This is a genomic window from Blastocatellia bacterium, from assembly GCA_035275065.1.
In the GTDB taxonomy this organism is placed as follows: domain Bacteria; phylum Acidobacteriota; class Blastocatellia; order UBA7656; family UBA7656; genus DATENM01.
Genome location: DATENM010000002.1, coordinates 108,724 through 121,067, shown reverse-complemented (window position 1 = coordinate 121,067; position 12,344 = coordinate 108,724). Strand labels below are relative to the sequence as shown.

The window sequence follows — 12,344 nt, the reverse complement described above, 5'->3', positions numbered from 1 at the left end:
CCTCACTCGTCCCTTCTTGTCACTTGTCACTCAAAAGAGCTTGCGGCTGTCGAGCAGGATCGTCACCGGGCCGTCGTTGACGAGGCTGACTTGCATCATCGCCTGGAAGACGCCGGTTTCGACTTTAATGTCCTGGGCGCGCGCCCGGCTGACGAAGTATTCGTACAGCGCGTTAGCGCGTTCCGGCTCGGCGGCGTCAATGTAAGAAGGCCGGCGACCTTTGCGCGTGTCGCCGTAGAGCGTGAATTGTGAGACGACCAGCATCGCGCCGCTGGTGTCCGTAAGCGAGCGATTCATCTTGCCTTCGTCGTCGCGAAAGATGCGCAAGCCGATGATCTTGTCCGCCAGATAATCGGCGTCGGCTTCGCCGTCGTCGCGCGCCACGCCGAGCAGCACCAGCAAGCCGGCGCCGATCTCGCCAACCGTCCGGTCATCTACCTCGACTTTTGCTGACGTGACTCGTTGAACGACTGCGCGCATAAGGAGACTTTCTAGCACGACGAGCGAAGCTTAAGACAATGAGATATGCGGCTCGCTCAACCGGCTTACTTGGTGGCGGCCTGCGCGTGGTAATCCTGAAGCGAGCGCACCTGAAGCTCGTCGTCGCGCAGGGCGCGAATGGCAGCGACCGTTGCCTTTGCGCCCGTCAGCGTCGTGATGCAGGGCACGGCGTACTGCATGGCGGCGCGGCGAATGGCGCGCTCGTCGTAAAACGACACGCGCCCGAGCGGCGTGTTGATGATCAGATTGATCTGCTTGCTTTTCACCAGGTCGGCAATGTTCGGGCGGCCTTCGTTGACTTTGTAAACTACATCACACGGCAGCCCGGCGCTCGTCAGGCGGCGCTGCGTGCCGCGCGTCGCCACCAGACGGAAGCCCATCTCGTGAAGCTGCCGCGCCAGCCCGATGACTTCGCCCTTGTCCTGATCGTTGACGCTGACGAAGACCGCGCCTTCACGCGGCAGGCGCAGGCCCGCGCCCTGCTGCGCCTTCAAGAACGCGCCGCCGAAATTTTCCGCCACGCCCATCACTTCGCCGGTCGAGCGCATCTCGGGGCCGAGTATCGGGTCAACGCCGGGAAACTTCACGAACGGGAAGACCGGCGTCTTGATGTAGAAGCGATCTACCGCCAGCTCATCCGGTAAATGAAACTCCGCCAGCTTGCGGCCAATCATCAGTTTGGCGGCGATCTTCGCCAGCGGCACGCCCGTGGCTTTCGACACGAACGGCACGGTGCGCGAAGCGCGCGGGTTCACTTCCAGCACATAGACCGTATCATTCGCGATGGCGAATTGAATGTTCATCAAGCCGACGACCGTTAAGGCCCGCGCCAGCTCTCTGGTGTAGCGGCGCATCGCTTCCAGGTGCTCGGCCTTCACTTCATAAGGCGGCAGCACGCACGACGAATCGCCCGAATGGATGCCGGCCTCCTCGATGTGCTGTTGGATGCCGGCGATAACCACCGACTCGCCGTCGGCCAGCGCATCGACGTCAATCTCGCCGGCGCTCTCTAAGAAAGAATCGATCAACACGGGATGCTCGGGCGAAGCTTCAACGGCGTGCGTCATATAGTTGTCGAGGCTGGTCTCGTCATAGACGATCTGCATCGCCCGCCCGCCCAGCACATAACTGGGGCGCACCAGCACCGGGTAGCCGATGCGCGCGGCGACTTCGCGCGCCTCTTCCAGAGACGTGGCGGTGCCGTTGGGCGGCTGCGGGATCGCCAGGTCGGCCAGCAGCTTGCCGAATCGCTTGCGGTCTTCGGCAAGGTCAATCGCTTCGGGCGAGGTGCCGACGATGGGCACGCCGGCTTTGAACAAGCGCATCGCCAGGTTCAAAGGCGTCTGCCCGCCGAACTGCACGATGACGCCGACGGGCCGCTCGCGCTCGACGACTTCCATCACGTCTTCAAAGGTGATCGGCTCGAAGTACAGCCGGTCAGCGGTGTCATAGTCAGTCGAAACCGTCTCCGGGTTGCAGTTGACCATGATCGATTCATAGCCTTCTTCTTTGAGCGCGAAGGCCGCGTGGCAGCAGCAGTAATCAAATTCGATGCCCTGGCCGATGCGATTCGGCCCGGAGCCTAAGATCATGACTTTCCGCCGGTCGGTCGTCGCCGCTTCGTCTTCGTCTTCGTAGGTCGAGTAGAGATAAGGCGTGAACGATTCGAACTCCGCGCCGCAAGTGTCTACGCGCTTGAAGACCGGCGCCACGTTCATCCTGCGCCGCGCCCGGCGAACATCGTCTTCGCTGGCGTTTAAGAGCGCCGCGAGTCGCTGATCGGAAAAGCCCATGCGCTTGGCTTCGCGCCATTCGTCGCGCGTGACTTGCTTAAGCGACTTCTGCCGCAACTCGGCTTCGCGCTCGCTGATCTGTTGCAGGTTGTCGAGGAACCAGCGATCAATCTTCGTCAGCTCGTGCAGCTCTTCGACCATATAGCCGTGCGCCAGCGCGTGCATCACAAAATAGACGCGCTCCGCAGACGGCACCACCAGCCGCCGGCGCAGCTCGACCTCATCGATGTTTTCCGGCACGCGAAACGAGCTGCGCACTTCGAGCGAGCGCAGTCCCTTCTGAAAGGCTTCCTTGAAGGTGCGCCCAATAGCCATCGCTTCGCCGACGGATTTCATCTGCGTGCCGAGCGTCGGGTCAGAGGCCGGGAACTTTTCGAAGGCCCACTTGGGAATCTTCACGACGCAGTAATCAATCGTCGGCTCGAAGCTTGCCGGCGTCTTGCGCGTGATGTCGTTGGGGATTTCGTCGAGCGTGTAGCCGACGGCGAGCTTGGCGGCGATCTTGGCAATGGGGAAGCCTGTCGCCTTTGAAGCCAGCGCCGACGACCGCGAGACGCGCGGGTTCATCTCAATAACGATGAGGTCGCCGTTCGTTGGGCTCAAGGCGAATTGAATGTTCGAGCCGCCGGTTTCGACGCCGACTTTGCGGATCACCTGAATCGCCGCGTCGCGCATGACCTGATACTCGCGGTCGCTCAAGGTCTGCGCCGGCGCGACCGTGATCGAATCGCCTGTGTGAACGCCCATCGCATCGAAGTTTTCAATCGAGCAGATGATGACGACGTTGTCGGCCATGTCGCGCATCACCTCAAGCTCGTACTCCTTCCAACCGATGATCGATTGTTCGATCATGGTTTCATGAATCGGCGACGCCGAGAGCGCGCGGGCGACGATCTCTTCGTACTCTTCGGCATTGTAAGCGATGCCGCCGCCGGTGCCGCCGAGCGTAAACGACGGGCGGATGATCGCGGGGAAGCCGACCATCTGAACCAGCCCGCGAGCTTCCTCCATCGTCTTGGCGAAACCGGAGCGCGGCATGTTCAAGCCGATCTCTTCCATCGCGCGCTTGAACAGCAAGCGGTCTTCAGCGACTTTGATGGCGTCGAGCTTGGCGCCGATCAATTCGACATTGAAGTGGTCGAGGGTGCCGTCTTCGGCAAGCGTGACGGCAAGATTGAGCGCCGTCTGGCCGCCGACGGTCGGCAGCAGCGCGTCGGGGCGCTCGCGCTCGATCACCTTGCGCACGGCTTCCGGAGTGAGCGGCTCGACGTAGGTGCGGTCGGCCAACTCCGGGTCGGTCATGATCGTCGCCGGGTTCGAGTTGATCAAGACGACTTCGAAGCCTTCCGAGCGCAGCGCTTTGCAGGCTTGCGTGCCGCTGTAATCAAACTCGCAGGCCTGACCGATGACAATCGGCCCTGAGCCCAGGATGAGAATCTTTTTGATGTCGGTTCGTTTTGGCATCTAGCTCTTGCCTTTGTCCTCTCTACTGCGAAGCCTGGCGCGGCAACGGCGCAGGCGGTTTCTCGTCCTCAAGAAATTTCGTGGTGTTTTCCGTCACGCTCGGCGGGGGAGGCAAGACTTCCTTATTCAACGAATCGGTGGTGTACCGCTTTACCGTCATTACGGTCGAGCCTTCCGGCAAGCTGTCGATCTGCCTCTTCCGCCTCGGCGAAGCGTTGCGCGGGTCGTCGTATCCCAGCGCCTTCAGTTCGCTGCTAGAGTTGTTCCACTTCGTAGCGCCCCAGATGAACCACACCATCCCGAAAGCCAGGAATATTCCCAACAATGGAACAAGCAGCATGAATTTTTCGGGCATACCCATAACCATCATCAGCGTCAGTTTCGAGATCATCAAGGCGCTTAAGATAAACCCTAAAGTCGTCATGCGGCGACCGCGATGATAGTTTTTCAAAAGCTCGACCAGACGTTCGTCTATCCCTGTCTCCGGCTCGAACTTGCCCATTAGCGCCTCGGAGACCAGCTCCAGGTTGGTGCCGCAGCGCGTACAGAATTTCAGATCGTCCGAGTTGTGCAAACTACAATTTGGACAGTACATAAACCACCTCCGATCAGCGTACGCGGCCCGCCCTCTGCTATCGGCTACTCGTAAGCCAGCGCCTTGACCGGGTCTTGATTGGCGGCGCGCAACGCCGGGTAGAGCGCACCCAGCAGGCCGGCAAGCATCCCTAAGACCAGCGCGTACAACAGCCACATCGGCTCAAGCTCGACATTCATCGTCGTCAGCCGCGTGATCATCAGCTTGCCGAGCGCCGACAGCGTGAAGCCGACCAGCACGCCGAGCGCGCTGATTAACAGGGCTTCCTTTTCGATCTCGCCGGCGATGAAAGCGCGCGACGCGCCCAGGCTCTTTAAGACGCCGATCTGCCGCGTGCGCTCGGCAACCGTCGTGTACATCGTCAGCAAGATGACCAGCGAGCTGATGATGATCGACAGCGCGATGACGACTTTCAAGAAGGTTTGCAGCGCCGGCGTGCCCTGCGAATAGATCAGCGGCAGGTCGCGCGTCATGGTGATGCTGTGGTCGGGGAAGCGCGCTTTGATGCGCTCGGCGATTTCGTCCTGACGCGCCGGGTCGCTGACTTTCACAAGAATCGTCGAGCAGAGGTTCGGGCGGTTCAGATAGGTCTGCATGGTCGCCAGCGGAATCTTGATGCGGCCCAATGATTCCGGCTCGTAGATGCCGACGACGCGGAACCGGCCATCGAGCAGCTCCATCTGGTCGCCGAGCTTGACCTTCTTCTGCCGCTGTTGAATGCGGTCAATCATCACTTCGTCAGGGGCGCTGATGGGCCTGCCTTCGATGACGCGAATATCCGAGACGTGCCCGAAGCGGTCGAAATCGATGCCATCGATCATTCGCCCTTGCAGGTTCTGGCCGATGGGCACGGCGTCTGAGACGCCTTCGATGGCGCGCAGCTCATCAGCGATCTGCACGTTCATCGATAGCGTCGGGTTGAGGCTCAAGCCAAAGACGGTGCCCGGCGGGCCGAAGAGAATCTCTGCCGTCAGCGCCGCATTGCGCCGGCCCTGTTCGTTGAGGAAGCCGTGCGCGATGCCGACCGTCAGCACCACCAGCACGACGCCGAGCGCCACACCCGCCATCGTCGTCACCGTGCGCGTCTTGCGGTAGAGCAGATTTGAAATGACCAGATTATCCATAAGCCGATTTTAGATTTTAGATTTTGGATTTTAGATTGGAAAGCCATTTACGTCTTGGCGCGGCGATCTTTGAACGTCAGCGCCGCGATTGCGCCAAGCCCGTAGGCGATCCAGACGAAAGCGCGCAGCTTGCGAATGATGGCCAGCGCCACGCCGGCGCTCGACCCCAGGCCAATCGCCTGGAGCGTCAGCGCGTTGCCGCTCTCGTAAACTCCGGCGCGCGTCGGCACGAAAAAGAACGCGCCGTTGATTACTTTCGTCACCGCCTCGACGACAAAGCCGGCAGCCAGCGACGCCGGCAAGTCCATTAGCGCGAGGATCAGGCAGACTTCGATGACGTTAATCAAGTGGGCCAGCAGATTGACGACAAAGATGCCGAAGAAGGCGCCGCGCCTTTGCTCATAAAATGCATAGACGTTCGCCTCGACTTCGCGGACGCGGGCGATGGCCGTGACCAAACGCAACGACCGACTCTCCTGCCCGGCGGTCAGGCGGCGCGCCGTCAGCCGCCGCAGTTGTTCGAGCATGCGCGCCAGGATGAACCAGCGCCCGCGCACCGCCAGCCAGACGAAGCCGATGGCCGCAAGCAAGGTTGCGGCGAACAGCCAGGCGGCGACCTGTAAGCGGTGCGGCACGTCAATCAACCAGGCGAGCGCCGGCAGCCCGCCGAGCATCACCAGAAAGACCGTGAGGTTGTAGATCAGGTTCTCGACGATCACCGACGAGAAGCCCTCGACGAGCGGCACTTCGCGGCGCACCATTGCCGCCTTCGCCGGCTCGCCCAACAAGGGGCCTGTCGCCGTCAGGTACTTGATGGCTTCGCCCGCCAGCATCGCGTTCATCAGCGACCAGAAAGTGATTTGCCGATGCGGCGGGTCAATCGCGTAATACCACGACGCGGCGCGCAGCAGGTTGCGCGCGGCTGACAGCGCAAGGATTGCGGCAAAGCCCCAGCCCATCATCGCCAGGTAATGCACGATGTTATCGACGCCGGTCTGCCGGATGAGATAAGCGAACAGCGCCAGGCCCGCCATGAACGAAATGATTTGCAGCCATTTCAGAAGCGATTTCTTCATGCGTGTTGAAGCAAGCGCGGATTGATGATTGAACCATGCGGCGAGCACGCGGGCATCAGCAGCCCTGCTAATCATCCATCTTACAATAGCGGCGGAAGGCGCGACAAATTGCCGGCGTGGCACCTCGCGCAAGTGTCACAACAGCGATGGCCGCGCGCCACCGCGCGGCTTATCATAAAGAGGGATGAGCAGCCTGGGAGCGCGGGCATCTTGCCCGCTGTATCGCGCCTGCGGAAGACTGGCGGGCGGGACGCCCGCGCTCCCAGGGGCGACGCGCGACAGCAAAGACCATGCGAACGAATCTCATCAGCTTTCTCGAAGACGCTGCCGGGCGCGGCAATGAAACGGCCTTCGCGCACCGGCGCGGCCTGCGCACCGAGCGCTGGTCTTATCAGCGATTGCGCGAGGTCGCCTTTCAGTTCGCGCGCGAGCTTGAGCGGCGCGGCATTCAGAAAGGCGAGCGCATCTTGCTCTGGGGCGACAACTGCGCCGAGTGGGTGGCGGCTTTCTTCGGCTGCGTGGCGCGCGGCGTCATCGTCGTGCCGCTCGATGTTGAAAGCGCGCCCGATTTCGTCGCCCGCGTGCAGCAGCAAGTGAATGCTCGATTGCTTGTCCACAGCGGCGAATGCCGGCTTGACCTGCCACGGCTCCGGCTCGATGAGCTGGCCGCCGCTGTCGCCCATCACGAAGCGACGCCTTTCGCGCGCGCTGACATTTCCGAAGACGACATCGCCGAAATCATCTTCACCTCGGGGACGACCGCCGAGCCGAAAGGCGTCATCATCACGCAGCGCAATCTGCTGGCGAACCTCCGTCCTCTTGAGCGCGAGATCGATAAGTACCTGAAGTGGGAGCGACCTTTTCACCCGATTCGCTTTCTCGATCTGCTGCCGCTCAGTCACGTCTTCGGCCAGTTCATGGGCATCTTCGTGCCGCAACTCCTCGGCGGCGAAGTCTACTTTCAAGACTCGCTCAACCCATCGGAGATCATTGCCGCCATTAAGAAGCAGCGCATCTCGGTCGTCGTTACGGTGCCGCGCTTTCTCGATTCCTTGCGCCAGAAGATCGAGCGCGACTACGCGGCGCGCGGCGAAAGTGATGCGTTTTACAATCTGCTCGAAGCCGCCGAGCGCGCCCATTTCTTGAAGCGCTGGTGGCTGTTCCGCCGCGTCCACCGGCAATTCGGCTGGAAGTTCTGGGCCTTCGTCGTCGGCGGCGCGGCGCTCAATCAGCAGACCGAAGGGTTCTGGCGGCGGCTCGGCTACGCGGTCGTTCAAGGGTATGGCATGACCGAGACGGCGGCGCTGATCAGCGTCAATCACCCGTTTAAGATGGGGCGCGGCTCGATTGGCAAGACGATGCCCGGCCAGCAGATGAAGCTCGACGACAGCGGTGAAATCCTGGTGCGCGGCGACAATGTGTCGCCCGGCTACTGGGGCGGCGATCTCCGTTCGGCTACGAATGAGGAAGGCTGGCTGCGCACAGGCGATGTCGGCGAGTTGGACGCGGCGGGCAACCTCTACTTCAAAGGCCGCAAGAAAGACGTGATCGTCACGGCGGCTGGCCTGAACATCTATCCCGACGACCTCGAAGCGGCGCTCGTCGCGCAGCCGGAGATTCGCGACAGCGCCGTCATCGGCATTGAGACGCCGCAAGGCCCTGAGCCGCTGGCGGTGTTGATTATGAACGACGAAACGGCAGACCCGGCGGCCATCGTCGCTCGCGCCAACCAGCAACTCGCCCAGCATCAACGCCTGCGCCGCTGGGCGATCTGGCCCGAGCCGGAATTCCCGCTGACGCCGACGAAGAAGATTCGCAAGCCGCTCGTACTCGAAAGACTGGGTGTTGGGTGTCAGGTGTCGGGTGTCGGGAAAGGGTCGGGGCAGGGCAATGACTCACCGCGTCATCCGACGCCCAACACCCAACACTCAACACCCGGCTTCATTCTTCAGCAGGTGGCGCGGGTCAGCGGCGAAGCCGTCGGGCAGGTCGAGGCATCGGCCAATCTGGCGGCGGATTTGAAGCTCGATTCGCTGGGCCGCGTCGAGCTGTTGAGCGCCCTGGAAGATCACTATCAGGTTGATCTTGACGAAGCGGCATTCACCGCCGCGACTACCCTTGGCGACATTGAGCGCATGGTCCGCGAAGGCGTGGGCGGCGAAGCGGTGGAATACCCGTACCCGAAATGGCCGCGCCGATTCCCCGTAACCTGGATTCGCGCCGCGGTCTTTTATCTCGTCATGATGCCGATCATCTGGCTGATGAGCCGCGCCCGCGTCGTGGGCCGCGCACAACTGAAAGAGGCGCGCGGGCCGCTGCTGTTTGTGGCGAATCACGTTTCGATGATTGACCAGTCGTTGATTCAATATGCGCTGCCGGCGCGCTATCGCTCGCGGCTATTGATTGCGATGGAAGGCGAGAAACTGCGCAACTGGCGCCGCCCGCCACGCGGCACACGCCTGGCGCGGCGGCTGCTCGGTTACGCGCAATACTTTCTCGTCGTGTCGTTGTTCAATGTGTTTCCGCTGCCGCAGAAGAGCGGCTTCCGGCGCAGCTTCGCGTTTGCCGGCGAAGCGATGGACCGCGGCATGAGCGTGCTGGTCTTTCCCGAAGGCCGGCGCACGCCGGACGGCGAGTTGAAGCCGTTTATGGAAGGCATCGGGTTGCTGGCTACCGATCTCGGCGTGCCGGTCGTGCCGATCAGGTTGGATGGCTTATACGAAATGAAAACCTCGCGCCGCTACTTTGCGCGCCCCGGCGAAGTGCGTGTGACCATCAGCGAGCCGATGACGTTTGCGCGCGACGCCGACGCGGCGGGGATTGCCCGCGAGCTTCAGCGGCGCGTCGCCTCACTTTAAGCGCATTGCGCATTAAGCTCATTGCGGCGGCGCGCCGGACTTCTTCTGCCCGTACTTGTCGCGGTGCTGATAGCAGTAGCCGCCACCCTTCACCTTGCGCTGACATGGCTTGCCCGATTTTGTCGGCGCTCCGCAAATCGTCACGACTTCGTCTGTTGCGCTCGCCGCGCGCGCTTCGCGTGTGGAGGGTGAAGTGCTGGCGGTCGCTCGCGCGTCCGGCTCGGCGCTGGCCAGCGGCTCAATCGGCGTGCCGATTAGATAAACCGTGCGTTGCGGGGCGAGGTAGCGCCCGCTGCCGAACGCAAAGACAACCAGCAGCAACAGGCTGGTGAGAGTAAGGGCGCGCCGGGCGCGAAAGCGCGGCGCGCAGGCGGCGCAATGCGCCCAAGCAAGTGTCAGGCGGCGCGCAGCCGGCAAGGCCGCGCCACATTCGCTGCAAAATCTCGGTGTCGGCATGGCTGTTTGCTCCGCGGGCCGGATGTACCGAAACAGCATAAGCGCGAAATGAAGATCGAACAAGGCCGCCTGCCGCGCGTCGCCGGACGAATTACCAGAGCTGACTTATGTTTGCCGGAGCCTGAATCTTGGTGCTAGTATGACTGTTCCGGTCGGAACAGCGCTTGCACATTTCAAGTACTTGACTAGATTCCCGCGAGTTCAAATCTTGAATCATCATCTGGACGCGCATTCGATCATCTTAATCGCTTTATGAGGATTTATAATGGCTGAGGAAAAACCGCAGGGCGGGCGCGTGCTTCACGTTTTCACCAACATCTCCGTGCCCGCGGCAAAGGAGTTTGCCCTGCCGCCTGAAGTTCCATCGCGCCGCTGGATGTACGGCCAGATGTTCCGCGCCGTTATCAAGAAAGTCATCCGCGCGCCGTTTTCGATCCACACCTGGGGGGCGTTGCGGCGCACGATTCTATCCAACTTCCTGCCCGACAACCTGCTCTATCGTTATAAAGCTTACCAGCGCGGCGAGTGCAACCGCTGTGGGCTGTGCTGCAAGATTCAATTCCAGTGCCCCTTCTTCATTGATGAAGGGCCGTTCAACACGCGCTGCGCCATCTACACGACGCCCGCCGCGCCGCAAGCCTGTCTGAAGTTCCCGCTCGACCCCACGGACTTGAAACTGCTGCAACGCGAGGTCGGCAACGCCTGCACGTTTTATTACGAAGGCGCGCCGCAGAAACTGTCGATCCTCGAATTCGCCAAGCTCTACACACAGGGCGTGCGTCAGCAGCTCGCCAAGCGCAAGCTCAAAGAAGCCGCCGACAGCGGCGACTGAAACGCGACGCGTCGCTCACCGCGCCGCGGGAATCAGGCGGCCCATCTTCGGCGGCGCAATTTCGCCATGCTTTTCGAGATACTCCATCACGGTTTCAGAAAGCATCTTTCCGCTATCCGTCTGTTTGGTCTGCAAGAAAGTTTGATAGAGGTCGCCGCCTTCGGCGAGAAAACTGCTCGTGGCGACGCGATAGGTTTTCTGATCCTCAACCGGTGCGCCATTGAACTGCAACTCGATCAAGCGATGGCCAATGGGCTTGCTCAGATCGTAGACCACGCGCAGACCGGAGACTTGAATCAAGCCGCGCTCAAGCGATAAGCCCTGCTCCAGAATGTCGCGGAGTTGTGCGCCGCTCATCTCGCACACGGTCAGGGCGTTGACGAACGGCAGCGCGTCGAGCACGTGGCCTTTGGTCACTGCGCCAGCCGGGAGGTCGGCGCGAATGCCGCCGGCGTTCTGCAACCCGATGTCTGCGCCGCTGGCTTCGCGAATGACGTCGGTGACGAAATCGCCGAGCGACGATTCACGATTGTAATCGCGCACCAGTCGCGCTTTCAGGTGGCCGACGACCTGGCCGATCTGCGGCGCGACCTGCTGTTTGTAGCGGGCCAGCTTGGCGGCGACTTCCTTGTCCGCCGGCAGCTTGTCGCTCCACACCTTCAGCAGCTCGCCGGTGTGCGAGATGACTTTGTGGTCTTGCAGCTTGAGCTTCAGATAACCGAGGCGCGTGCCGTAGCCATAGGTCTGCACGATCAATGTGCCGGTCTTTGGATGAACGTAAGGCTGCTCGATGCCGCGGTGCGCGTGGCCGCCGACGAATACATCGATGCCTTCGACCTCGCCGCACAGCCGTATGTCTTCGTCGAAATCGCGCTGCACATCGGGGCGCGCTTCGGCGTCGGTCTGCTGCGGCCCGGTCTTGCCCTGGTGGGCCAGCACGACGATCAGGTCAACCTGCGGCTTTAGCTCTTTGACCAGCTCGCGAACGATGGGGAGGGGATCGGCAAAGTCGAGATTGGTGATGCCCGATGGCAAAGCGACGCTGCGCGCGTCTTCGCCGATGATGCCGATGACGCCAAGCCGTATGCCGTCGCGCTCGATGATCGTATAGGGGCGGCTGTAGCGGTGCGTCGTGCCTTTGTAAAAGATGTTGGCGCCGAGCACGGGAAATGGCACGCGGTACATTTGCTTCTCGAAATTCGCCGCGCCGTAATCGAATTCATGATTGCCAATCGCCATGGCGTCGTAGCGCATGCTGATCATCATCTCCATCAGCGCCTCGCCGCGCGTCAGGTTCGACAGCATGCCTGTGAACATATCGCCGGTGTCGAAGAGGAAGACCGTCTCGTCGCGGCGGCGCACTTGATTGACGAGCGCCGCCAGGTGCGCCGCGCCGCCGAGTCGCGGCGACCCGGCAAGCCAGTAAGCCGGGATCGGGTCGAAGGCGCTGTGAAAGTCGTTGGTGTAGAGAATGGTGACCTCGCGGGCGCGCTCCTGCGCGTGGACGAGCGGCCCGACGACAAACAACGCGAGCGCCAGACAAACCAGTCGAGCGATTTTTTGCATCAACGGCTCCTTAGAGGCTTTCTGAGAAGTCCCGTAGGGACGTGATGTTTATAGTTGCAGGCAGGAAAAAGAAGCAAGC

Annotated in this window: 9 protein-coding genes; 2 read left to right on the top strand and 7 right to left on the bottom strand. The window is 61.5% G+C overall.

What is annotated here, in order from left to right:
• Nucleotides 1–30: 30 nt before the first annotated feature.
• From dtd to VJ464_01025, 5 genes are all read right to left on the bottom strand, one after another.
• Entirely contained in the window at nucleotides 31–480 is a 450-nt protein-coding gene (gene dtd / locus VJ464_01045; GenBank protein ID HKQ03687.1) for a D-aminoacyl-tRNA deacylase, read from the bottom strand.
• Between the two features lie 65 nt (nucleotides 481–545).
• The gene (carB, locus tag VJ464_01040) at nucleotides 546–3,758 is read right to left on the bottom strand and encodes a carbamoyl-phosphate synthase large subunit (GenBank protein ID HKQ03686.1); all 3,213 of its coding nucleotides are present in this window, start codon (nucleotides 3,756–3,758) and stop codon (nucleotides 546–548) included.
• Between the two features lie 22 nt (nucleotides 3,759–3,780).
• Nucleotides 3,781–4,353 (bottom strand): zinc ribbon domain-containing protein, encoded by a 573-nt coding sequence (locus tag VJ464_01035; protein ID HKQ03685.1) that lies wholly within the window; start codon nucleotides 4,351–4,353, stop codon nucleotides 3,781–3,783.
• Between the two features lie 44 nt (nucleotides 4,354–4,397).
• Nucleotides 4,398–5,477: an FtsX-like permease family protein gene (locus tag VJ464_01030; protein ID HKQ03684.1), complete on the bottom strand. Its 1,080-nt coding sequence runs from the start codon at nucleotides 5,475–5,477 to the stop codon at nucleotides 4,398–4,400.
• 47 nt (nucleotides 5,478–5,524) lie between these two features.
• Nucleotides 5,525–6,628, bottom strand: coding sequence for a lysylphosphatidylglycerol synthase transmembrane domain-containing protein (locus VJ464_01025; protein ID HKQ03683.1), 1,104 nt, complete (start codon nucleotides 6,626–6,628; stop codon nucleotides 5,525–5,527).
• Between the two features lie 215 nt (nucleotides 6,629–6,843).
• Here VJ464_01025 and VJ464_01020 point away from each other — a divergent pair, with 215 nt between their 5' ends.
• Nucleotides 6,844–9,411 (top strand): AMP-binding protein, encoded by a 2,568-nt coding sequence (locus tag VJ464_01020; GenBank protein ID HKQ03682.1) that lies wholly within the window; start codon nucleotides 6,844–6,846, stop codon nucleotides 9,409–9,411.
• A gap of 18 nt (nucleotides 9,412–9,429) precedes the next feature.
• Here the strand turns inward: VJ464_01020 and VJ464_01015 are convergent, their stop codons facing one another.
• Nucleotides 9,430–9,867 (bottom strand): hypothetical protein, encoded by a 438-nt coding sequence (locus tag VJ464_01015; protein HKQ03681.1) that lies wholly within the window; start codon nucleotides 9,865–9,867, stop codon nucleotides 9,430–9,432.
• A gap of 265 nt (nucleotides 9,868–10,132) precedes the next feature.
• On the opposite strand from VJ464_01015, the gene VJ464_01010 reads away from it, so the two are divergent.
• Nucleotides 10,133–10,699 carry a hypothetical protein gene (locus tag VJ464_01010; protein HKQ03680.1) on the top strand — a complete coding sequence of 189 codons (567 nt, stop codon included), beginning with the start codon at nucleotides 10,133–10,135 and terminating at the stop codon, nucleotides 10,697–10,699.
• Between the two features lie 15 nt (nucleotides 10,700–10,714).
• On the opposite strand, the gene VJ464_01005 is transcribed toward VJ464_01010, so the two are convergent.
• Entirely contained in the window at nucleotides 10,715–12,265 is a 1,551-nt protein-coding gene (locus tag VJ464_01005) for a bifunctional UDP-sugar hydrolase/5'-nucleotidase (protein ID HKQ03679.1), read from the bottom strand.
• Nucleotides 12,266–12,344: the final 79 nt, after the last annotated feature.